General features: G+C 71.4%; 22 protein-coding genes and 1 pseudogene. 15 read left to right on the forward strand and 8 right to left on the reverse strand.

Annotation, left to right across the window (positions count from 1 at the left end; all coding sequences use genetic code 11):
- Window positions 1-155: 155 nt before the first annotated feature.
- A complete protein-coding gene (locus tag K1T34_RS37430) occupies window positions 156-860 on the reverse strand; it encodes a trypsin-like serine protease (protein ID WP_220239448.1) in 705 nt (234 codons plus the stop codon).
- 475 nt (window positions 861-1,335) lie between these two features.
- On the opposite strand from K1T34_RS37430, the gene K1T34_RS37435 reads away from it, so the two are divergent.
- A complete protein-coding gene (locus tag K1T34_RS37435) occupies window positions 1,336-1,713 on the forward strand; it encodes a hypothetical protein (protein WP_220239449.1) in 378 nt (125 codons plus the stop codon).
- Window positions 1,714-1,750: 37 nt separating this feature from the next.
- Here K1T34_RS37435 and K1T34_RS37440 read toward each other — a convergent pair whose 3' ends face one another.
- On the reverse strand, window positions 1,751-2,533 hold the full coding sequence (locus tag K1T34_RS37440) for a methyltransferase domain-containing protein (protein ID WP_220239450.1): 783 nt from the start codon (window positions 2,531-2,533) through the stop codon (window positions 1,751-1,753).
- A 9-nt stretch (window positions 2,534-2,542) separates the two neighbouring features.
- Window positions 2,543-3,163, reverse strand: coding sequence for a hypothetical protein (locus K1T34_RS37445; RefSeq protein WP_255637829.1), 621 nt, complete (start codon window positions 3,161-3,163; stop codon window positions 2,543-2,545).
- A 138-nt stretch (window positions 3,164-3,301) separates the two neighbouring features.
- Between K1T34_RS37445 and K1T34_RS37450 the strand changes: the two genes are divergently transcribed.
- From K1T34_RS37450 to K1T34_RS37470, 5 genes are read left to right on the forward strand one after another with little or no spacing between them, the layout of a single operon-like run.
- On the forward strand, window positions 3,302-4,021 hold the full coding sequence (locus tag K1T34_RS37450) for an SDR family NAD(P)-dependent oxidoreductase (RefSeq protein WP_255637830.1): 720 nt from the start codon (window positions 3,302-3,304) through the stop codon (window positions 4,019-4,021).
- A gap of 19 nt (window positions 4,022-4,040) precedes the next feature.
- On the forward strand, window positions 4,041-5,342 hold the full coding sequence (locus K1T34_RS37455; RefSeq protein WP_220239453.1) for an MFS transporter: 1,302 nt from the start codon (window positions 4,041-4,043) through the stop codon (window positions 5,340-5,342).
- Between the two features lie 8 nt (window positions 5,343-5,350).
- A complete protein-coding gene (locus tag K1T34_RS37460; RefSeq protein ID WP_255637831.1) occupies window positions 5,351-6,499 on the forward strand; it encodes a C45 family peptidase in 1,149 nt (382 codons plus the stop codon).
- A complete protein-coding gene (locus K1T34_RS37465; RefSeq protein ID WP_220239455.1) occupies window positions 6,496-7,329 on the forward strand; it encodes a polysaccharide deacetylase in 834 nt (277 codons plus the stop codon). The genes K1T34_RS37460 and K1T34_RS37465 overlap by 4 nt, the downstream gene beginning before the upstream one ends.
- A gap of 3 nt (window positions 7,330-7,332) precedes the next feature.
- Complete coding sequence (locus tag K1T34_RS37470; RefSeq protein WP_220239456.1) at window positions 7,333-8,034, forward strand: SDR family NAD(P)-dependent oxidoreductase; 702 nt, start codon at window positions 7,333-7,335, stop codon at window positions 8,032-8,034.
- Here the strand turns inward: K1T34_RS37470 and K1T34_RS37475 are convergent.
- Window positions 8,027-9,679: an ABC transporter substrate-binding protein gene (locus K1T34_RS37475; protein ID WP_220239457.1), complete on the reverse strand. Its 1,653-nt coding sequence runs from the start codon at window positions 9,677-9,679 to the stop codon at window positions 8,027-8,029. The two genes, K1T34_RS37470 and K1T34_RS37475, sit on opposite strands and share 8 nt — an antisense overlap.
- 202 nt (window positions 9,680-9,881) lie before the next feature.
- On the opposite strand from K1T34_RS37475, the gene K1T34_RS37480 reads away from it, so the two are divergent.
- Together K1T34_RS37480 and K1T34_RS37485 are read left to right on the forward strand one after the other, a co-directional pair.
- Window positions 9,882-10,106: a hypothetical protein gene (locus K1T34_RS37480; RefSeq protein WP_220239458.1), complete on the forward strand. Its 225-nt coding sequence runs from the start codon at window positions 9,882-9,884 to the stop codon at window positions 10,104-10,106.
- A gap of 127 nt (window positions 10,107-10,233) precedes the next feature.
- Complete coding sequence (locus tag K1T34_RS37485; protein WP_220239459.1) at window positions 10,234-10,851, forward strand: class I SAM-dependent methyltransferase; 618 nt, start codon at window positions 10,234-10,236, stop codon at window positions 10,849-10,851.
- A gap of 52 nt (window positions 10,852-10,903) precedes the next feature.
- Here K1T34_RS37485 and K1T34_RS37490 read toward each other — a convergent pair whose 3' ends face one another.
- Window positions 10,904-12,328 carry a lamin tail domain-containing protein gene (locus tag K1T34_RS37490; protein ID WP_220239460.1) on the reverse strand — a complete coding sequence of 475 codons (1,425 nt, stop codon included), beginning with the start codon at window positions 12,326-12,328 and terminating at the stop codon, window positions 10,904-10,906.
- Between the two features lie 149 nt (window positions 12,329-12,477).
- Between K1T34_RS37490 and K1T34_RS37495 the strand changes: the two genes are divergently transcribed.
- A complete protein-coding gene (locus K1T34_RS37495) occupies window positions 12,478-12,873 on the forward strand; it encodes a hypothetical protein (protein WP_220239461.1) in 396 nt (131 codons plus the stop codon).
- A gap of 99 nt (window positions 12,874-12,972) precedes the next feature.
- Here K1T34_RS37495 and K1T34_RS37500 read toward each other — a convergent pair whose 3' ends face one another.
- The gene (locus K1T34_RS37500) at window positions 12,973-13,698 is read right to left on the reverse strand and encodes a beta/gamma crystallin family protein (protein WP_220239462.1); all 726 of its coding nucleotides are present in this window, start codon (window positions 13,696-13,698) and stop codon (window positions 12,973-12,975) included.
- Window positions 13,699-14,061: 363 nt separating this feature from the next.
- Entirely contained in the window at window positions 14,062-15,081 is a 1,020-nt protein-coding gene (locus K1T34_RS37505; protein WP_220239463.1) for a helix-turn-helix domain-containing protein, read from the reverse strand.
- Window positions 15,082-15,177: 96 nt separating this feature from the next.
- On the opposite strand from K1T34_RS37505, the gene K1T34_RS37510 reads away from it, so the two are divergent.
- From K1T34_RS37510 to K1T34_RS37535, 6 genes and pseudogenes are all read left to right on the forward strand, one after another.
- Window positions 15,178-16,068, forward strand: coding sequence for an alpha/beta hydrolase (locus K1T34_RS37510; protein ID WP_220239464.1), 891 nt, complete (start codon window positions 15,178-15,180; stop codon window positions 16,066-16,068).
- 17 nt (window positions 16,069-16,085) lie between these two features.
- On the forward strand, window positions 16,086-16,412 hold the full coding sequence (locus K1T34_RS37515) for a cupin domain-containing protein (RefSeq protein WP_220239465.1): 327 nt from the start codon (window positions 16,086-16,088) through the stop codon (window positions 16,410-16,412).
- Between the two features lie 195 nt (window positions 16,413-16,607).
- On the forward strand, window positions 16,608-17,093 hold the full coding sequence (locus tag K1T34_RS37520; protein ID WP_220239466.1) for a hypothetical protein: 486 nt from the start codon (window positions 16,608-16,610) through the stop codon (window positions 17,091-17,093).
- Between the two features lie 46 nt (window positions 17,094-17,139).
- Window positions 17,140-17,619 carry a nitroreductase family deazaflavin-dependent oxidoreductase gene (locus K1T34_RS37525; RefSeq protein WP_220239467.1) on the forward strand — a complete coding sequence of 160 codons (480 nt, stop codon included), beginning with the start codon at window positions 17,140-17,142 and terminating at the stop codon, window positions 17,617-17,619.
- A gap of 4 nt (window positions 17,620-17,623) precedes the next feature.
- Window positions 17,624-17,761, forward strand: a pseudogene (locus K1T34_RS37530) (ATP-binding cassette domain-containing protein); the annotation flags it as partial.
- 155 nt (window positions 17,762-17,916) lie between these two features.
- A complete protein-coding gene (locus tag K1T34_RS37535) occupies window positions 17,917-18,969 on the forward strand; it encodes a ferritin-like protein (protein WP_220239468.1) in 1,053 nt (350 codons plus the stop codon).
- Between the two features lie 45 nt (window positions 18,970-19,014).
- On the opposite strand, the gene K1T34_RS37540 is transcribed toward K1T34_RS37535, so the two are convergent.
- Complete coding sequence (locus K1T34_RS37540) at window positions 19,015-20,343, reverse strand: aspartate aminotransferase family protein (protein ID WP_220239469.1); 1,329 nt, start codon at window positions 20,341-20,343, stop codon at window positions 19,015-19,017.
- Between the last annotated feature and the right edge of the window lie 81 nt (window positions 20,344-20,424).

Consider the following 20,424-nt stretch of genomic DNA (forward strand, 5'->3'; position numbering starts at 1 on the left):
GCCGGTCGGGTGGTGGCACAGGCTACCCCGCCGGTGGGCTCGTTCGCAGCCCGCCGGCGGGGCGGTGGTCAGCCGAGGTGGGAGCTGATGACCTGGTAGTCGTTGCCCACGTTGGTGTAGACGCCGGGGAACCCTTCGCGCGCACAGCCCTGGCCCTAGGACACGATGCCGGCCAGCTTGCCGTCGACGTAGGCCGGGCCGCCCGAGTCGCCCTGGCACGAGTCCTTGCCGCCTTCCGGCACGCCCGCGCAGAACATCGACGCCTTGTCGAAGTTGTCCCCGATCTTCTCGTACGCCTCGGCGCACGTGGCGTTGTCGGCCACCGGCACGGTGACCTTCAGCAGCCCGTCCGAGACGTCGCCGTTCTCCGACGTGGTGCCCCAGCCGACCACGGTGACATCGGCGCCGGTCTGGTAGGCCGGGTCGTCGGCCGACTGCACCAGCGTGGCGGGCTTGAAGGAGAGGTCCTTGTCCAGCGTCAGCACGGAGTTGTCGTGCTGCATCCCCTGCATTGTGAAGTCGGGGTTCTGCCAGACGTCCGTGACGCCCGCCTTCTCGCCCGTGGTGTCGGAGAAATTGGTCTGCCCGCCGATGATCTCCATCTGCGAGGGTTTGACGCCGTCGGTGCAGTGCGCGGCCGTCAGCACCTTGTTCGGTGCCACCAGGCTGCCCGCGCAGTGCTGCGCGCCGTCCACGTTGAAGATCACCGTGGCGGGGAACTCGTCGATCGTGGTGGGCGTCCCGCCCACGATCAGCGGCTCCTGCCCGGCGGACGCCGCGGGCGCCCCCGCCGCGGCCACCACGCCCGCCGCCACCACCCCGGCCAGCGCGGCCACCACGCGCCTCACGTCTGCCCTCATTCGCCTTCTCCCTTCGGGGACCTGCAAGATCTTGTCCCTGAGCAGACCAGACGGCGTCGGGCGCGGGTTAGCTACGAAAGTCGTGACCTGAAAATTGGCGAAGATGGTTGGTTTTTGTCTGACTCAATCGAATGGTGACTGCCGCCGATAGGCTTCCGGGTCCTTTCGGCCCGGGTGCGCGGGTGTCCGTCCTCAAGATCAGGTCGCGAGCTGAGCCACGCCCGGAACCGGCTTGTCCTGCCCGGCACGGGGGCCGCAATTTGGGAAAATGCGGCGGATTCCGGCAGTGGCACCGGCAGGGGCCGTCGGCAGCCTTCCTTGGTGGCTGCTGGTGGCGGGCAGCGCCGCCATCGTGCTCGGGTTCGTGGGTGAGCACGGTGTCCTACCGGGCGGCCTGCCGGTGGGGTTCCCGTGGCTTCGAAACGAGCAGCCTGTTCGTGGGCTTCGCCGGAGTGGCGGGCATGGTCGCGGCCCTGTGGGGCGCGCTCGAGATCGTCTCCGAGGCGCCGGACGGGCCGCCCGCCGCGACGGGGCGTTGCTCCTGCTGCTCGCCGCGGCGCTGGTGGCCGGTGCGGTACTGGCGGGGATGATCGCGCTGGAGCGCACCGCGCGGGTTCCGGCGGAGCTGCTCTCGATCGTGCCGCTGAACCCGGTGCCGGTGGTGCCCATCGCCCTCACCGTCGTCGCCGCGGCGGGGCTGGCCGTGCTCGCGGCGCTGGGCGCGTTCGACGTCCTGCACCTGAGCATCGTCGTGGTCGTGGCGTGGGTGTACGTCGGCGTCGGGCTCTTGGTGGTCGCAGGACTCGTTGTCTTCGTTCTGGTGTGGATCGTGGCCCTGATCTTCGGCGCGTGAGCACCCGGCTCGCAGCCGCCCGCGGGAAACGCGCCGGTCACTCCGTTTCCGCGGTGAAGAGGTACCGGTTGAGGCAGTAGAAGTACTCGCCTCGATCGGCGCGCTCTCGCAGGTCGGCGAGCCACGCCTCGGCGTCGGCCTCGGTGACGCCGCCGTGGCCGGGCACGAAGTCGGCGATGATGTGCATCTGCGTCGCGCTGAACGAATCGGGCGTCAGCTCCAGGTTCAGGATCGGGTGCACGTGGTGCCCGGTCACGCGGAAGCCTGCGCGCCGCAGCAGCGCCGGCAGGATGCGTGGCAGCCGGGGGTGCGCGAGGTGCTTGTCCCAGGCGTCGAGAATCCGGCGGTGGCGTGCGCGGTCGGCGGTGTGCCAGACGAGCGAGTCGGCGTCGGTGTCGAGGATCAGCACGCGCCCACCGGGGCGAAGCACTCGGCGCAGCTCCGCCAACGCGCCTGGCACATCGGGCACGTACTCGTAGACCTGCGTGGACACAGCCGCGTCGAACGCATCGTTCGGGTAGGGCAGCGCGGTCGCTTCGCCCTCGTCGAGCCGCACCCAGGGCAGCTCGCGTGTGCGCGCGGTGGCGAGTTCATTCATCGCGCGACTCGGGTCCAGCCCGTGCGCGGCGCCTGACGCGCCCACGGCCCGTGCGATGGACTCCAGCAGGTACCCCGGCCCCGACCCGACGTCCAGCACCCGCTCGCCCGGCCGCGGCGCCAGCCGCGCCAGCACCGTGTCCCGCTGCGCCACGACGTCGGGGCTCGCGTAAAGCCGCTCGGTGAGCTTCGCGCCTTCGTCGTCGAACCGCAGCATCGCCATGGCCCGACCCTACGACGAGAGCAGGTCCAGCGAGAACCCGAAGACGAAGATGACCAGGCCGATCCATTTCAGCCGCGATTCGAGACCTTCGCTGGTCTTGAGCTGCCCGAGCGTGGTCACCACGAATCCCTCGACGAGCAGCAATCCCAGCACGTACCCGCCGCCGCCCAGCACAACGCCTCCGACCAGCGGGGAGAGGATGACGATGATCATCAGCTCCACCGGCACCGGCATGGGGTCGTTCGGCGGTGCGTACGCGTAGTGAGTTTCGACGAAGAGGAAAAAAGCCATCGCGGCGGTGCCGGCGAACCACGCCACCCGCAGCCCCTTCTCGTGCGCTTCCGGGCGGGCCGGGACCGGGACCTCGCCGGCGGGAGCCGGGCGGCGCAGAAGGGCCCACACCCACCGCGGTAGCCGGTGGCCGAGCCGCCGGCGGCGATGGCGCAACGAAGCGTGGATGGTCTCCATCCGCTGCCGTCCCAGCAGGTCGATGACCACCGTCAGCCCGCCGACGAACTCCAGCGTCTTCCCGAACCGGCCCCACCAGAGCACGGCGATGCCGAACACGCGCAGCTGCGCCGTGTCGTGGCCGGCGAACCATTCGCGCCACGCGTGCAGCAGATCCCACATCCCGGCTCCCCAGCGGTCGCTGCGATCTTCGCAGCCGAGTCAACCCCCGCGGCGCCGCACATCGGTCGAACGACCGATGCCGAGCCGAGCCGGCCCGCCTACCTTCCCCGGCACTGTCGTCGATCGGGAGGAGAGGCAGTGGACACGCTGGCGGTGGTGACCGGTGCGGCCGGAGGGCTCGGGGCCGGCTTCGCGGACCGCTTGGCCCGCATGGGGGCGACGGTCGTCCGCGCTGACCTGCGGTTCGACGGCGCCGACAAAGACCGGGTGCACCTCGACGTGACCGACCCGGTGTCGTGGGAGCGGCTGCGCGACCACGTGCACGAGCACTTCGGGACGGTCGGGCTGCTGGTGAACAACGCGGGCGTCAGCGCACGCGACGACCTGCTCTCCACCTCCGACGACGACTTCGCCCGCGTGCTGGCCGTGAACGCGTTCGGCCCGTGGCGCGGCATCAAGACCTTCGCCGACGACCTCGCCGCCACCCGGGGCGCGGTCGTGAACGTGGGCTCCATCTACGGCGTCACCACGCCGCCCGGGGGCGAGGGGACCGTGCCGTCGTCCGTGGCCTACCAGATGAGCAAGGCCGCGGTGCACCAGCTGACCAAGGTCGCCGCGGTGGAGCTCGCGCCGCGGGGGATCCGCGTGAACGCGGTGCTGCCCGGGGTGTTCCGCACGGCGCTGCTCGAACACCTGCCGCCCGACGCGTTGCGCGCCCGCGTCGACGGCGCCCCGATGGCGCGTGCGGGTGAGATCGGCGAGCTCGCCGACGTGCTCGCCTTCCTCGCCGGCCCGGAGTCCTCGTTCGTCACGGGCGCGCTGGTGCCCGTCGACGGCGGGTACCTGGCGGCGTCCTGACCCTTCCCGAGGAGGAACCATGACCGTGCACCCCGCGCACGCCGCCACCGAGACGGACGCCCCGAGACTCCAGCTCAGAGCCGTTGTCTCGAGCAGCATCGGCAATCTCCTGGAGCAGTACGACAACCTCGTCTACGCGTACTCGGCCGTCTACCTGTCCGCGCAGTTCTTCGCCGGCGACTCGTTCTCGTCGCTGCTCTCGACCTTCGCCGTGTTCGCGGTCGGCTTCCTGGCCCGACCGGTGGGCACGGTGGTGTTCGGCCACATCGGCGACAAGGTCGGCCGCCGGCCCGCGCTGATCCTGAGCGTGATCCTCATGGGCGCCGCGACCGTGCTGGTCGGCCTGCTGCCCGGGTACGCGACGATCGGCCTCGCCGCCCCGATCCTGCTCGTGGTGCTGCGGCTGTTCCAGGGCTTCGCGGTGGCGGGCGAGTGGGCGGGGTCGGCGACGATGCTCGTCGAGTACGCCCCGCCGAAGGCCCGCGGTCGCTACGGCAGCCTCAACCAGGTCAGCACCGCCGCCGGCTTCCTCGTGGCCGCCGGGGTCGTCGCCCTCAACTCGCTGTTCTGGACCGAGCAGAGCATGAAGGACTTCGGCTGGCGCATCCCGTTCCTGGTCGGCGCGCTGACCGCCGTCGTGGCGCTCGTGCTTCGCTTCGGCCTCGAAGACACGCCGCTCTACCGCGCGGAGAAGGCCGCGGGTGAGGTGAGCGCGAGCCCGCTGCGGCTGGCCTTGCGCACGCAGAAGTCCGCCATGGCGCTGGGGTTCTTCTTCACCGTGAGCTGGACCGTCGCGTACTTCTTCTTCCTCACCTACCTGCCGACGCATCTGAAAACGCAGGTGAAGCTCGACTCCGGCACCGTCGAGGCGTCGAACCTCATCGCGCTCGTGGTGCTGACGGTCGCCATCTACTTCTTCGGCGTGCTGTCCGACCGGATCGGGCGCAAACCGTTGCTGCTCATCGGGTCCGGCGGGTTCATCGTGCTGACGTTCCCGGTGATGTGGCTGTTCCAGACCGGCAGCACGGCCGGCGCCTACCTCGGCCAGATCCTCATCGCGCTCGTCCTCGCCGCGTTCTCCGGGCCCGGGCCCGCGGCGCTGGCCGAGCTGTTCCCCACCAACGTCCGCTACTCGGCGCTGGGCATCGGCTACAACTTCTCCGTGATGGCCTTCGGCGGTACCGCCGGCTTCATCGCCACCGCGCTGATCGACGCCACCGGCAACGCCCTCGTGGTGGCCGCGCTGCCCACCGCCGCGGCGATCATCACCTTCGTGGCCGTCTGCCGGATGCCCGAGACCTACCGGACCGAGCTGAAATGAGCACCCCCATGACCACCCCGCGCCTGATCGTCGTGCAGGGCAACTACCGCCAGATGGGCGAGCAGCTCGGCGCGCAGACCGCCGAGCTCATCGAACGCAGCCTCGCCACCTACGTCGGCCGCTTCCACGACGACGCCGGCCTGTCGGACGCCGACATCGACCGCTGGGGCCGGATCTACCTCGACGTCGCCGAGTCCTACGTCCCCGAGATCGCCGCGATGCTCCACGGCATGGCCGACGGTTCCGGCCACCCGGCGCACCGCCTCGCTGCTCTCAACGCGCGCACCGAAATGCTCTACGGCACCGGCTACCGCGACGAAGGCTGCACGTCGGTGTCCGTACTCGGGCGCTACACCGCCGACGGCCACACGTTGCTCGCGCAGAACTGGGACTGGCACCCGGAGCAGGCCGAGGTCACGTTCCTGCTGGCCACCCGCGACGAGTCCGGGTTCTCCGTGCTGTCGCTGACCGAGGCGGGCATGTTCGCCAAGAGCGGCCTCAACTCGGCGGGCCTGGGCGTGTGCGCGAATCTGCTGATCTCCGACCTCGACCGCGGCGGGCGTGGCGTGCCGTACCACTATCTGCTGCGCGGGGTGCTGCAGTCGCCGACGATGTCCGTGGCGCACAGGCGGTTGCTGCCCGTCGAGCGCATTTCCTCGGGCAACGTGCTGCTCGCCGACGCGGGCGGCGAGTCCATCGATTTCGAGCTGGCGCCCGGCGTCTTCGGCACACTCCTGCCTGAGCAAGGGTTGATCACGCACTCCAACCACTTTCAGGCGAGCCTTCCGTTGCAGGACAAGAAAGCCGCCACGAGCGCGTTGACGCAGCTGCGACCGGCCCGGGCCCGCCACCTGCTGGAGCCCGCGCTGGACGAGCGGCGCGTGCGGGTGGCCGACGTCGTCGCGACGCTGCGCGACGAGTGGTCGTTTCCGGACGGTATCTGCCGCCACCCCGACCCGGACGTGCCCGCGTCCGAGAAGTTCTGCACGGTGTACTCGCTGGTCATGGACCTGACCGATCGGGTGCTGTGGATCGCGCCCGGTCCGCCGAGCCGCCACGCCTACACCCGCTGGGACCTCGACCGGCTCTTCGACGGGAACCCCGCCGACGCCGGTGTCCGCACCGAGTTCGAGCCCGAGGAGGCCGCCGTCGCATGAGCCCGACTGTCTGTTTGACGTTCGACTTCGATGCCATCTCCCTGTGGATCGCGCGCGGTCAGGTGACGCCCGGGCCGGTGTCGCGCGGGGAGTTCGGCGCGTACGCGATCGGCCGTATCCTGGACCTGCTGGACCGCCACTCGGTGCCGTCGACGTTCTTCATTCCCGGGCATACTCTGGAGACGTATCCGGCGCAGTGCTCGGCGATCGCCGGGGCGGGGCACGAGATCGCGTTGCACGGCTACGCGCACGAACCGGTGTCCACTTTGGATCGGGCGGCCGAGCTGGCCGTGAACCGGCGCTCGGCGGCGTTGATCGAGAAGCTCACCGGCGCGCCGCCCGCCGGGCACCGGACGCCGAGCTGGGACTTCACCGACAGCACGATCGAGATCCTCGGTGAGCTCGGCCTGGAGTACGACTCTTCCTTGATGGGCACGGATTTCGAACCGTACTTCGCGCGCTCGGGGGACGTCTGCGACCCCGGCGGTCCCTATCGATTCGGGGCCGCTTCTTCCATCGTCGAGCTGCCCGTGTCGTGGACGCTCGACGACTACCCGCACCTGGAGTACCTGCGCCTGCCGCAGGGCGTGATGCCGGGGCTGCAGGACGCCGACGCGATGTTCGAGCGGTTCCTGCGCGACGTGCGCTATATGACGGAGACCGTGCCCGGTGGCGTGACCACGGTGACGCTGCACCCGCAGGTCGTCGGGCGCGGTGCGCGGATGGCGGCGCTGGAGCGGTTCGTCGTCGGCTGCCGGGAGCTCGGCGTGGGGTTCGAGCGCTGCGTGGACGTCGCCCGGCGGTTCCGGCCGGTCCTCGAAGGACGGTGACCCGTGCCGAAATCGTTGCTGCTGCTGGGTTCTCGCGGTGGGCTCGGCCGGGCCATTGGCTCGCGGCTGACCGCGGACGGGTGGACGGTCGTCGGCGCGGACCTGCCTGAGCTGGATCTCGCGCGGCCGGGTGTCGCTTCGGAGGTGGCACGGCTGCAGGAGTCGCACGGCGGGTTCGACGCGCTCGTGCACGCGGCGGGGCTGTATCCGGCTGCGCCCGTGTCGAACGGCGACGAGGAGCTTTTCGACCGGGTCCTGACGGTGAACGCGCGCTCGGCGTTCGCGGCGGGTGCGCAGTTCGTGCGGGGCTGCGTGGCCGCGGGCCGGCCCGGGGCGATGGTGTTCGTCAGCAGTGGCGCGGCGACGCGGGCGCGGCCGGGCACCGCCGTGTACGCCGCGTCGAAGGCCGCGTTGGACGCGCTGGTGCGGGCTTTCGCGCTGGAACACGGGCGCGACGGCATCCGCTGCAACGCCGTCGCACCCGGGTTCATCGACGTCGGCTCGCGGGTGAATCCCGTGCCGCGCTCGTACGTCGAGGGCGTCGCGGCGGCCAGTGTGAGCGGGCGACTGGGCCGTCCCGACGAGATCGCGGCGGCCGTCGCGTGGCTGCTGAGCGAGGACGCGTCGTGGGTCAACGGGCGTTCGGTGCCCGTGGACGGCGGGGACGGCATCGGGTCGGTGACCGCGCCGTCGTGGCTCAGCTGAGCGGCGCCGGGGCCAGGCGGCGGTGGGTGCCGCCTTCGATGCGGTAGACGAGGTGGGGGTGGCCGCGGGTCGGGTCGCCGGTGTCGTCGGGGTAGCTGAGGCCGCGCTGGCCGCGGCCGAGGAACTGGTGCGCGCCGGTGACGCCGAACGACGCCACCGACCGCAGCTGCCGCCGCACCGCCGCGAAGTCCCACGGCCGGCTGACCTGGCTCCACACCTGGGCCAGCACGTTGACCATGTCGAAGTGCACCGCCGCGGCACCCAGGCCGGGTTCGCCGCCGTAGGCCGCGCGATAGCGCTGTTCGAAGGCGTGGCAGGCGGGGCTGTCGACGTGACCGATGACCGTCGACCACAGCAGCCCGTCGGACAGCGAGCGGAACCGGTCCGTGAAGCCGGGGGAGGCGGGCGACCAGGCGACGTGCACGAGCGTGCGGTCCCGTAGCGGTTCGGCGGCGGTGAGGAACGCGCGCAGCGTCGGCTCCGGGAAGCTCGACAACGAGACGGCGTCGGCTTTCGCGTGCGCCAGCTGCCGCACGACTGCGCTGAAATCGCGGGCGTGGTCGGGCACCGGCTCGGCGAACACCAGCTCCCAGCCCGCCGCCGCGGCGTGGCGCTCGACCTGCTCCGGGATCGACGCGTCGAACGTGCTTTCGCGCGGCAGCACGGCCAGCCGGCGGCGCCGTCCGTGGCCGAGGTGGGGGAGCGTGCGCAGAAGCCCTGGCACGTAAGCGGATTCGGTGGAACAGACCTGGAACACGGCGCCGAGGCCGCGCGGATCGGCGTGCACGTCGTCGGACAACGCGGGCCCGGTCATGCTGTGCAACACGGGCGCCCCGGCCGCGGCGGCCGTCGCGATGGCTTTGCGCGCGTAGCTCAGCGGGAAGTTGCCGAACACGACGGCGTCCACGCCGCGCGCCGTCAGCTCCTCGACGGCGTCCAGCAGGCCTTCCGGCGTCGCCCCGAGCGCGACGTGCTCCACCTGCCGCCCCGCGACACCGCCCCGCGCGTTCAGCTCGGTGACGGCCAGCTTGTCACCGCGGCGCATCGCCACGACCTCGGGTCCGGCGGCCGCCGCGTAGACCGCGCCGATCAGCGCGGGGCGGGGTTTGGTGGTGCGTGGTCTTGCCGGGGGGTTTGTTCGCAGGAGGGACAGCAGTGTCGCCGGCAGCACCAGCTCCACGGCGGGCAACGGTGCCGCGTACGCGTCGTGCTCGGCCAGCAGCGTCGCCACGGTGACGCGGGAATTCGTGCCGGTCTTGGTGAAGATGTGCTCGAGGTGGGTCGCCACGGTCCGCCGTGAGCATTGGAGCGCCTCGGCGATCTCCTGGTTCCCCAGCCCACCGGCGACGCCCGTGGCCACTTGCAGTTCGCGCACGGTCAGCCCGAACGGCGCGGTGGTATCGACCACGTCCAGCCGCGCCAGCCGCTCGTCGCCGTCGGTGACGTCCACGGTCACCCGGCGCACCACGTTGTCCGCCACGTCGAGGTACTGGACCACCTGCCCCCGCAACGAGCGCGCGGCCCGCTCGGCCACGGTGACCAGGTCGCGCCGCCTCCGGAAGAATGCCTGGTCACTGCCCGTTCCGGCCCCGGCTTCCGGCTGCAGCCACCGCCGCGCCGTGACGTCGTGCTCCCGAGTCACCACCAGCCGTCTCCCTTCACCGGGCAGAGCAGGAGTATCCCAAACGCGGGACACTTCGGCGCAGCCGATCGCGGCGGCTGGGTCGGATGCTTCCGGACGAATCGGACGTATGTGGTGGTGGGCCGCCGTGAACGCCGGGACTTCGGCGCTGAGCCGTTCCCGTCGCCGCTGGTGTGTGCTGCCCGAATCGGGCAGAGTCGGCGGTATGCGCAGATTCCTGACCGCCGGCCTGCTCGTCGGCTCGTTCGCCCTGGTGGCCCTCGCCGTCCCGGCCACCGCCTCCGCGGCTGTCCCGCCTGGCTGGTGCCTCGGCCCGGGCCCGTGCACCCAGACCACCGACGGCTGGTGCCTCGGCGACACCCCTTGCAACCGCGCCACGCCCGACGGCTGGTGCCACACCCCGTCCGACGACATCTGCCGGCGCTATTGACCCGGACCGTGCAACCTCCGCGGCCGCCCCGCTCAGTGCCGCCTGTCGATGGTCGACATCGTGCGGGTGACGCCGCACTGAGCCAATCCGCCGCGGCCATGGGCCTGCCCGTCGCGGACCTGAGCCGATGACCGACCCCGCCTGGCTCCGGGCCCAATGGGACAAGTACGCCCCGCGGTACGACCGCAGCATCGGCTTCCTCGAACGCGTCCAGTTCGGCGGCGGCCGTGAATGGGTGTGCGAGCAGGCACGCGGCGAGGTGCTGGAGGTCGCCGTGGGCACCGGGCTGAACCTCGGCCTCTACTCGCCCGATGCCCGCGTGACCGGTCTTGACCTCAGCCCCGCCATGCTGGAGCTGGCGAAGAGCCGCGCCGACGGCCTCGGCCGGCCCGTGACGCTGCGGCAGGGGAACGCCGAAACACTCCCGTTCCCCGACGCGAGCTTCGACACCGTCGTGTGCACCCTCGGCCTGTGCGGCTTCCCCGACGACCGCGCCGCCATCGCCGAGATGCACCGCGTCCTGCGCCCCGGCGGTGCGCTGCTGCTGCTCGACCACATCGGCAGTGACCACCGCCCGCTGCGCTGGGCCCAGCGCCTCCTGGAACGCTTCACCCTCCGCCAGATCGGCGACCACCAGACCCGCCGTCCCCTGCCGCTCGTCACCGAGGCCGGCTTCGAGATCACGCGGGCGGAACGGCTCAAATTCGGGACGGTGGAACGCCTCGCGGCCCGGAAGCCGGTCTGAACACGACGATGGTCCCGGCCGAGCCACGGCCGGGACCACCAACACCACGAGCTCAGCAGCTGATGCTGCCCTTCCTCAACGCGTGCCCGCCGTCGTTGCTGTCGTCGGACCAGTAGACCGGCTTCGAGCCGCCCGAGCACTCGGTCGCGGGGGCGACGGAGAAGCCCTCGTTGTTGTAGTTCGACATCCCGCTCGGGCGCTGGTACACCGCCGCCGTCGTGAAGGAGCCCGACGACACCTGGAACGTGCGGTGCTGCCCGTCGCACGTGTCGTCGCAGACGGCCCACAAGCGGGAGGCCTGCGGTTCCCACTGGAGCTCCATCACGCCGTCCATGCCGCTGCTGAAGGACGCCACACGGGTGAACGCGCCGGAATCCTGCAGGACGTAGCCGTAGATCATGCCCGTGCCCTCGACGCCGACGAAGAACACGCCGCCGGTGTGCGAGCCGTAGTGGCTGGGGGAGTAGGCCGCGCCGGTGGAAGAGTCCTTGAAGCCCGCCGCGGTCAGCGACGCGTCCGGCACCCAGGTGACGCCCTCGAAGCCCGAGTTGGAGTCGACGGACGGCAGGTCCGACGTCAGGTTCCACTCCTTCGCCGCGTTCAGCGTGGTCGCCGAGCCGCTGACGTCGTAGCGCAGCACCGAAAGGCGGCTGGTGCCGGACTTGTCGTCGTCGCGCTCGGTGGCCACGAACACGCCGGCCGAGGAGCCCGACCCGGTGACCGTGACGCCCTCGTCGTCGGGCGTGCCGGAGCCGTTCGAGAAGTGCAGCTTCTTGCCCGAGGACCAGCCGGACGCGGTGTCCGGCTTCCACCCGCCCGAGCCGTTGGACACCAGGCGCCACAGCTTCCCGGAGTTCTGGGCCGCCCACAGCACGCTGCCCTCTTGGTACAGACCGGAAAGGTCTTCGCCGAAGACGTTGGACGCGTCGGCCGTGGACACCGAACCGCTGCCCGGCCACGCGACCGGCGACGTGCCCTGGCCCGAGCCACCGCAGGCGTTCGGCCCGCCCAGCGTCAGCGCGGACGCCTGGCGGAACGAGCCCGTGCCGTCGGGGCAGCGCGACCACGACGGGTCGGAGTGGTCGTCCCAGCTGAAGCTGTCGACGAGCGTGCTGCCGTTGGCGAGGTACAGGCGGGCCTCGTCCTCGGAGCCGAGGCCGAACTCGTCGTGCACGTCGAACGCGCGGAACGCGCCCGGCGCCAGCGTCGTGCCCGAGGCGATCTTGTACTTCGAGCCGTTGTCGTCGTCCTTGAGGATCCACCCCGAGACGTCGACGGCCGCGGTGCCCTTGTTGTAGAGCTCGATCGAGTCGTTGACGTCGCCGGTCGTCACCACCTCGTTGATCCGGACATCGTCGGCGGGCGCCGCACTGGCCGCGGGCGCGGTGAGCGCACCGAGGACCAGCACGGGGCCGGCAACGGCGAGGAGGGGACGACGGAGGCTGCGGTGCCACCGGCGAACGCGTGAATCGGTCACGGAATCCGTCCTGAGGTCGGGGAACAGGGCCACCCGACAGTTCCGACCCGGACCGAACACGCGCCCTCCCGCAGATGATCACGGTGTGAACGCTGGACGAACGCGCGAACTCGGTGGCTCGTCGTTCCACTGTGTGGTTACCTCGGCGCGTGAACGTGCTCCGTCTGGTCCCCTCGGTACGCCCGGGTGAGGTATTCCCCACCGGCGGCATTCGGACGCACCGTGAGTACCTCGACTTCGAGATCGACGGCGCCCGGCTCGGTGAGTCGCTGCGTTCTCTCGGCGACGATGTCATCGCGGTCGCGCCCGCCGATCTCGGCGCCGACGCGCTGCCCGACGGCCGGGTGCCGCTGTTCGTCTGCCCGGAATGCGGTGATCTCGGCTGCGGCGGCGTGACGGTGGTCCTCGAACGGACCGCCGACGAGGTGGTGTGGCGCGACTTCGGCTGGCAGACGGACTACGACCCCGAGGTGTTCCGCGAGCGTTACGCCGCGCTGGGGCCGTTTCGCTTCTCGCGTGCGCAGTACGACGCGGTGCTTTCCTGACCTTTCGGGGAAACACCGAAGGGACCCCGGGGTTTCCGGGATCCCTTCGGTGGCGCTGTTGTCTGTGGCTGTCTGTGCTTGGGCGGTGTGCTCGCCGCGTCAGCCGGCGAGGCGGATCGAGGCGGCCTGGCGGTCGAAGCCGATCTTCTCGAGGTCGGGCGCGTCGCCCGTGATCAGCATCGACTTGCCGGTGCAGCCGGCGCCGGTCCAGATCTTGTACGTGCCGTCGGCGTCGATGGAGCGGACGAGGTCGGGGTTGCGGACTTCGTTGCAGCCCTTGTCGCTGGCGACCTGGGAGCCGTCGGGCTCGGAGAAGTTCTTGCCGCTGTCGAGGAGGGCGAAGGTGGAGGTGAGGTTGGCGTTGTCGTTGCCGCCGGCGTTCCCGCCGTTGTCGCCCCCGTTGTTGTTGCCGCCGTTGTCGTCGCCGGCCAGCTTCACCGACACGGTCTTGTTGTCGAAGCCGAGCTTCGCGAGGTTGCTCACGTTGCCGGTGACCGCGATCGACTTGCCGGTGCAGTTCGCGCCGCTCCACAGCTTCAGCGTGCCGGTCGTGGTCAGCGACGAGGTGACCTTCGGGCGGGCCAGCGTCTGGCAGCCCTTGCCGGAGATGCCCTGGGAGGCGCCGTTGTCGGAGAACGCGGCGTCGTCGAAGAGGATCGCGCTGGTCGCGGTCAGCGTGGCAGCCGGCGCGGCCGCGGCGGCGCGCAGGTTGTCGGCCCCCGCCGGTGCGGTCGTCGCGCTGTCGCTGCCCGCGCCACACGCGGACAGCACCGCGGCACCCGCCGCGACGAAAGCGGCCAGGAACATCGCCTGCTTGCGGAACATGAGAACACTCCCCGTTGTCCTTGTCACCCGGTTCGTCCGGGCGACTCGACGAGGACACGGCTGCCGGATCCCGTGCGGTTCACCGGTTCCGGAAGTTTTTTCAGACCGAAGTGGACGGCCCCGTGCTCAGCGCGGCGGCCGGTCCGCGCGCTCGGGCTCGTGGCACTCGTGCCCGAAGTCCGCCGGGCGGGTCGAATGGTGCCGCCGGTTGTGCGGCTGGAACTCGCGCCGGGGATCCGGACGTGTACCCGGTGGCCGCGGTCCCGCGCTGAAGGACGACGTCGTCCAGGGCCGCTTCGAAAGGCGTGGCCGGTGTGGTGATCTCCTGCTGCGACGGTGAGACCGTCCTCGTGTCGCGCTGGGTCAGGCCTCCAGCAGCCGCCACGCGGTGAGGGCCAGTTGGGCGCGCACGGGGCCGGTGGGGGAGACCAGGCTGTAGCCGAGCGTCTTGCCGAGCTGGTCGAGGCGGCGGGCGACGCTGCTGTGGTGCAGGTGCAGCACGTCGGCGGCGCGGCGGACGGAACCCGTGGCGCAGTAGGCGTCGAGGGTGTCCAGGTCGTCCGCGGCCAAGGAGGCCAGGGCGGCCACGTCGGTGTTGTCGCGGGCGGCATCGCCGGGCACGTGCGCGAGCAGCGCCAAGGCGCCGAGCGAGCAGTAGTCCACGACGGGCCGGCGCGACGTCGTGAAGCGCAGCGCCGTTCGCGCCGACAGCCACGAGCCCGGCAACGGCCCCACGGTCCCGATCCCTGCCCGCACGTCCGCCGGGAACCGCGAGACGTCGACGGCGGTGAGCAGCAGGACGCCCACCTCACCCAGCGGCGTCGCCTTCACCGGGCGCGCAGGGCAGACCAAAGCGCCGAGCTGGTCGAGTGGCAGCGGCGAGCGCACGGCCACGACGCGCACCGCCGCGTCGGCCGCGAAGCCGAGCAGCCGCAGGGCCCGCGCGCGTGCGGCGGCGTCGGTGCCGGGGCTGATGGCGAGCTCGACGAGCGCCGGGTCGGCCATCGTGGTGCGGGCGGGGCCGTAGCGTTCCACGACGGCGGCCGCGGCGATGGCCAGGCGGTCGAGGAGCAGGCGGTCGAGGGGGAGTGGTGACGGGCGTTCGAGCCAGACCGCGCCGATCTGCTCGTCGTCCAGCGTGATCGCGACCGTGGTCGACGCGCGGCCGGCGGAGGGCGCGGGGCCGTCCGGGGCGACGCGGAACGTCTGCTCGGTGCCGTCGAGCCGGATGCCGGCCACGCACTCGGCCAGACCCGCCGAAGCCCGGACCAGCGCGGCCAGGTCGACGCGCCGGCGGATCAGCGTGTCGTAGAACATCACGACACGGATCGCGCCCTCGGCCTCCGAGTCCAGCTGCGAGAGCCGGACGACCAACGCCTCCATACCCGGCAGCGTACGCGGCGAGCGTCGCGTCATCGGGCGATTTCGCGCGACGGCCGGCGGGCGACGCGGCGCCCGGGCAGCGGCAGGATCGTCGGCATGAACCCGGAACTCGAAGCCTTCCTCCCGCTGTTCCCGCCCGCCGACCTCGACGATCCGGTCACCGCCCGCGAGAAGCTCGCCGGCCTGTCCGCCTCCGCGCCGCCGCCCGACACCTCGGGCCTCACGATCGAGGACCACACCGCCGACGGCGACGTTCCCGTGCGCATCTACCGGCCGCGGCAGGCCCACGGTGCGATCATCTGGCTGCACGGCGGCGGCTTCGTCATGGGCGACCTCGACACGGAGCACCCGTGGGCCGCGCGAGTCGCGGACGTCGCCGGCGCCGTGGTGATCTCCGTCGGCTACCGGCGAGCGCCGGAACACCCGTTCCCGGCCGCGGTGGACGACGCGTACGCGGCGCTGACCTGGGCCGCGAAGAACGCCGCGGAGCTCGGCCTCGACCCGGCCCGCATCGCCGTCGGCGGGCACAGTGCGGGCGCCGGGATCGCCGCAGCGATCGCGCTGCGGGCCCGCGACGAGCACGGGCCCGCGATCCGCTTCCAGCTGCTCAACCAGCCCGAGCTCGACGACCGCCAGGACACCTGGTCGGCGCGCACCTTCACCGGCACGCCGTGGATGACGCGCGACAAGCTCGCCGCGACCTGGCGCCACTACCTCGGCGACACCCCCGGCACGCCCTACGCCGCCCCGGCGCGCGCGGCGGACCTGTCCGGCCTGCCGCCCGCGTACGTCGCCACCGCCGAGTTCGATCCGCTTCGTGACGAGGGCATCACGTACGCCCTGCGCCTGCTGCAATCGGGCGTGTCCGCCGAGCTGCACCAGTGGCCCGGCACCTTCCACGGCTCGCAGGCGATCCTGTCCGCCGAGGTGTCGCAGCGCCAGATCGCCGAACTCGCCGCCGCCCTCCGCCGCGGCCTGGCCGACTGACCCCTGAAAGGAAACCCATGACCCCGATCGACGCGGCCGCGGTACCCCGCACGGTCGACGGCGAGCCCGACGACTGGCACCTGATGACCTTCCACGCCAGCACCGACGCCGACGTCCACTCCGACCACTGGGAAATCCACGCCGCCGCCGACGAAATCGTGTGCTGCCTCACCGGCGGCTTCCGCCTGTACCTCCGCGACGACGACACCCCGGCCACGCTCACCCCGGGCACCGCGGCGATCGTCCCGTGTGGACGGTGGCACCGCCTCGAACTCGACGCCCCCGGCGACCTCCTGTCGGTCACCGTCCCGCGCGGGACGCGGATCGAACCCCGGGCCGCATAGGCCCTTCAGTTTCTTCGTGGCGTTCGCCGGGCGCCTTGTGCGCGATTGAGGCGTTTCGAGGAACCCGACGTCCTTCTGGGCGAATACGCCGGCTGAGCCGGACTCAGCCGACCCCGATCGGTGGGACTCAAGGCGTTTTCGTGCGGAGGCGAACCGTGCCCTGGCACGATGCCGGGACAGTGCGAAGGGGAGGACATGACGTACCAGCAGTATCGCGGGCAGCAGTTTCCGGCCGGTCCGGTCCACCACAACAATCCGGCAGGCGGGGTCGCGGTCGCGACCGCCGTGCTGGCGATCGTCTGCAGCATCGCCGCCTTCATCGGGGCGGTGTGCGGGATCATCGCCGTCGTCCATGGGGAGATCGTCTCGGGTGGGGCGACCGTCGTGCTCAATCTGGGCGTGGCGGCGGTCTTGCCGACGGGCGCGATCGGGGCCATGCAGAGCCGGCCGGCCGCGAGGATGTGCTTGATCGTCGGCAGTGCGCTGGCCATCGTGGAGCTGTTCGCGGCGACGGTCTTGCCCGAGGTCGACGTCTATCTGCTGTATGAAGCCGGCCCGGACACCTTGCGGGCGTTCTCGCTGCGAGGACTGCCCTGGCTGCCAGTGGCGATCGGAATCCTCGTGCTCGCCGTCTCGCTGCGCCGCGGTGTGCAACAGAGCGGGCCGGCGCCACAGTGGTGATCGCTGCGGTATCGGCTTTCACCGGGTCGGCAGAGCGGAGCCGGCGATGCCCGTGACCGACCGGCCGCCGACCGGGCTGCTGCGGTGGTTCCTTCGTGCGCCGATCCCGTGGTACCGCTGGGGCTTCGGGAAGATCTTCGGGCACCGGCTGCTCTACCTCGTCCACCGCGGGCGCAAGTCGGGCGCGCGTCGCGAGGTGGTGGTCGAGGTGGTGCGGCACCGGCCGGATGTGCCGGAGCTGCTGGTGATCGCGGCGTGGGGCGGGGTGCCGCAGTGGTACCGGAACCTCCGGGCCGCGCCCGCGATCGAGGTGAGATGCGGGGGCTACCTGTGGCGGGAGCCGCGTCGGCGCTTCCTCGACGGCGATGAGCTGGACGAGGTCCTGCGCGAGTACCGGCGCGCACATCCCCGGGCGTGGGCGAAGATCGGTCCCCGGCTGGGGTTTCCGGCCGACCCGGAGGATCCCTTGTGGACGCGGGCCGTGGATCGGGTGCACGGCGTGGCGTTTCTGCCCGCGTCACGCTGAGGCCGGCCGCCTGCTGTCCGGCGGGGAACGCCAGCGCGTCGCCATCGCCCGGACGCTGCTGAAGGACACCCCGATCGTGCTCTTGGACGAGACCACGTCCGCCCTCGACGCCGAGAACGAGGCCGCCATCCACGCCGCCTTGTGGGCCGAACAGGAACGCGCCCAGAGGTGGCGCATCACGGCCCGTTAGCCGGAACCGTCCGGGGAACCTGTCACAGATCCGCCTGCCGTCTTGTCCTGCCTCGCGAACCCGAACCCGAACCCCGAACTCGCGACCCGCCGAGACGAGAGGCAATGATGGACACCAGTGCCGCCCCCGCCCCCGCCATCGACAGCGTGGAGGAGCTCCGCCGCCACCTGCAGTGGGCGATCGAGCTCGAGCACGCGACGATCCCGCCGTACCTCTGCGCGCTGTATTCGCTCGACCCGGGCCGCAACGCCGAGGCCGCGCAGGTCGTCGGCAGCGTGCTCGCCGAGGAGATGCTGCACCTGGCGCTCGCGGCGAACCTGCTCAACGCCGTGGGCGGCGAGCCGAAGCTCGACGCGCCGGAGCTGCTGCCCGCGTACCCGCACCCGCTGCCCCACGGGGACGCGTCGGTGCAGGTCAACCTTGTGCCGTTCGGTGCGGAGGCGCTGGAGCTGTTCCTGCGGATCGAGCAGCCCGAGTCGGCCGACGCGCCGCCGCAGGCCGACGGGTACCGGACGATCGGGCAGTTCTACGCCGCCGTGCAGGCGGGGCTGAAAGAATTGTGCGAGGAGCTGGGTGAGGAGACCGTGTTCTCCGGTGACCCGAGGCGCCAGATCGGCGAGATGCACCTCCGCAGCGGTGGCGGCAGCGTGATTCCGGTGCACGACCTGGATTCCGCGCTGGCCGCGCTCGCGGAGATCGTCGAGCAGGGCGAGGGCGCCGCGCGCACGGAGGTGTGGGACGGCGACCGCGACGTCTTCCACCCCGAACGCGACGAGGTCGCCCACTTCTACCGGTTCCAGGAGCTCAAGAACGGCCGCCGCTACGCCGAGGGCGACACCCCGCGCAGCGGTCCGACGGGCAAGGAGATCAAGGTCGACCTCGACGGCGTGCTCCCGATGCGCCGCAACCCCAGCGCGGCCGACTACCCCGAGGACAGCCCGATCCGCCGGGCGCAGGTGGAGTTCGACAACACCTACTGCCTGTTGCTCTACCTGCTGGAAGACGCGTTCACGGGCAACCCGGGCGGGCTGGGCGCTACCGTCGGCGTGATGTTCCAGCTGAAGGCGCAGGCCCAGGCGCTCATGAAGATGCCCTCCGGCGACGGGAAAACGACGGCGGGGCCGACGTTCGAGTACGTGCCGCCGGAGCAGCGGTCGTAAGGCGGACGGCGTGAGTGCCGGCGGCGAACCGGCACTCACGCGTCTTTACAACGCCTTCCGCGCGTCGCCGATGGCTTCGTCCAGAATGGACAGCCCGAGCGAGAGCTCCTCCTCGGTCGCGGTCAGCGGCGGCGCGATCCGGAAGACGCCGCCCATGCCCGGGAGCTGCACGATGTTCATGTGCAGCCCCAGTTCCAGGCAGCGCCGCGTGACCAGCGCGCCCAGCGCGTCGGAGCTTTCCTTGGTGGAGCGATCCACCACGAGCTCCAGCCCGGCCAGCAGGCCACGGCCGCGGATGTCACCGACGACCTCATGGCGCTCGGCGATCTCCTCCAGCCCGCTTCGGAGAAACGCGCCGAGCGTGCGGGCGCGTTCGTCGAGCCGCTCGCGCATCAGCACGTCGAGCACGGTGTTGCCGACGGCGGCCACCAGCGGGTCCGAGACGTGCGTGGTGAAGAACAGGAACCCGCGCTCGTGCGCCTCCTGCTCGATCTCCGCACTGGTCAGCACGGCCGCGAGCGGCAGGCCGGCGCCGAGCGTCTTGGACACCGTCAGGATGTCGGGCACCACGCCGTCGCGCTCGAACGCGTACCACGTGCCGGTGCGGCACAGGCCGGTCTGGGCTTCGTCGAGGATCAGCAGCATCCCGCGTTCGCGGCACTTTTCGCGCAGTGCGGCGAAATATCCCGGTGGCGGCTCGATGATCCCGCCGGAGCTGAGGATCGGTTCCACGAGGCAGGCGGCGAGGCTGCCGACGGACTGCGCGTCGATCAGGTCGAACGAGAAGCCGAGCTGCCGGCGCCAGTCGAGCGTGCCGTCGGCGTGCGTGAAGTCGGGGCGGTAGGTGTTGGGCGCGGGGATGGCGAAGTTGCCGGGGGTCGCGGGGCCGTAGCCCTTGCGGCCGGCGCTGTAGGTCGCGGACGCGGCGGCCTGCGTCATGCCGTGCCACGAACGCGCGAACGACACGATCTCGTGCCGGCCCGTCACGAGCTTCGCCATGCGGATCGCGGCCTCGTTCGACTCGGCCCCGGTGGTCAGCAGCAGCGCCTTCTCCAGCGGTGCCGGCAGCGTCTCGGCCAGCCGCCGGGCCAGGTCGACGACCGGGCGGCTCAGCATGCCGCTGAACAGGTGGTCGAGCGTGCCGATCTGGCGGCGCACGGTCTCGACGATCTCGGGGTGCGAGTGGCCGAGGATCGCGCTCATCTGGCCGGAGGTGAAATCGAGGATCTTCCGGCCGTCGGCGGTGTAGAGGAAGCTCCCGGCGGCGCGTTCGATGATCTCGCGGGTGAACGCGCCGCCGTAGCGCACGAGGTGGGCTTCGGCGTCGGTCCAGAACGTGTCGGCGGACAGCGGGACAGTGGTCGGAGCAGCCATGTCCCCGACGGTAAGTCCGCGCCGAGCGACACGTCCAGCTCACAATTCCGGACGTTCTGTTCGGCTGAGCCGCACAATGAC

The organism is Amycolatopsis sp. DSM 110486, assembly GCF_019468465.1.
GTDB lineage: Bacteria > Actinomycetota > Actinomycetes > Mycobacteriales > Pseudonocardiaceae > Amycolatopsis.

Excerpts from the sequence above, each read along its gene's own strand:
- K1T34_RS37465 (WP_220239455.1), top strand. The coding sequence starts at position 6,496 with ATGAGCCCGACTGTCTGTTTGACGTTCGACTTCGATGCCATCTCCCTG.
- K1T34_RS37460 (WP_255637831.1), top strand. The coding sequence starts at position 5,351 with ATGACCACCCCGCGCCTGATCGTCGTGCAGGGCAACTACCGCCAGATG.
- K1T34_RS37515 (WP_220239465.1), top strand. The coding sequence starts at position 16,086 with ATGACCCCGATCGACGCGGCCGCGGTACCCCGCACGGTCGACGGCGAG.
- K1T34_RS37510 (WP_220239464.1), top strand. The coding sequence starts at position 15,178 with ATGAACCCGGAACTCGAAGCCTTCCTCCCGCTGTTCCCGCCCGCCGAC.
- K1T34_RS37520 (WP_220239466.1), top strand. The coding sequence starts at position 16,608 with ATGACGTACCAGCAGTATCGCGGGCAGCAGTTTCCGGCCGGTCCGGTC.
- K1T34_RS37540 (WP_220239469.1), bottom strand. The coding sequence starts at position 20,343 with ATGGCTGCTCCGACCACTGTCCCGCTGTCCGCCGACACGTTCTGGACC.
- K1T34_RS37480 (WP_220239458.1), top strand. The coding sequence starts at position 9,882 with ATGCGCAGATTCCTGACCGCCGGCCTGCTCGTCGGCTCGTTCGCCCTG.
- K1T34_RS37485 (WP_220239459.1), top strand. The coding sequence starts at position 10,234 with ATGACCGACCCCGCCTGGCTCCGGGCCCAATGGGACAAGTACGCCCCG.
- K1T34_RS37440 (WP_220239450.1), bottom strand. The coding sequence starts at position 2,533 with ATGGCGATGCTGCGGTTCGACGACGAAGGCGCGAAGCTCACCGAGCGG.
- K1T34_RS37525 (WP_220239467.1), top strand. The coding sequence starts at position 17,140 with ATGCCCGTGACCGACCGGCCGCCGACCGGGCTGCTGCGGTGGTTCCTT.
- K1T34_RS37430 (WP_220239448.1), bottom strand. The coding sequence starts at position 860 with ATGAGGGCAGACGTGAGGCGCGTGGTGGCCGCGCTGGCCGGGGTGGTG.
- K1T34_RS37445 (WP_255637829.1), bottom strand. The coding sequence starts at position 3,163 with ATGTGGGATCTGCTGCACGCGTGGCGCGAATGGTTCGCCGGCCACGAC.
- K1T34_RS37505 (WP_220239463.1), bottom strand. The coding sequence starts at position 15,081 with ATGGAGGCGTTGGTCGTCCGGCTCTCGCAGCTGGACTCGGAGGCCGAG.
- K1T34_RS37500 (WP_220239462.1), bottom strand. The coding sequence starts at position 13,698 with ATGTTCCGCAAGCAGGCGATGTTCCTGGCCGCTTTCGTCGCGGCGGGT.
- K1T34_RS37455 (WP_220239453.1), top strand. The coding sequence starts at position 4,041 with ATGACCGTGCACCCCGCGCACGCCGCCACCGAGACGGACGCCCCGAGA.
- K1T34_RS37535 (WP_220239468.1), top strand. The coding sequence starts at position 17,917 with ATGGACACCAGTGCCGCCCCCGCCCCCGCCATCGACAGCGTGGAGGAG.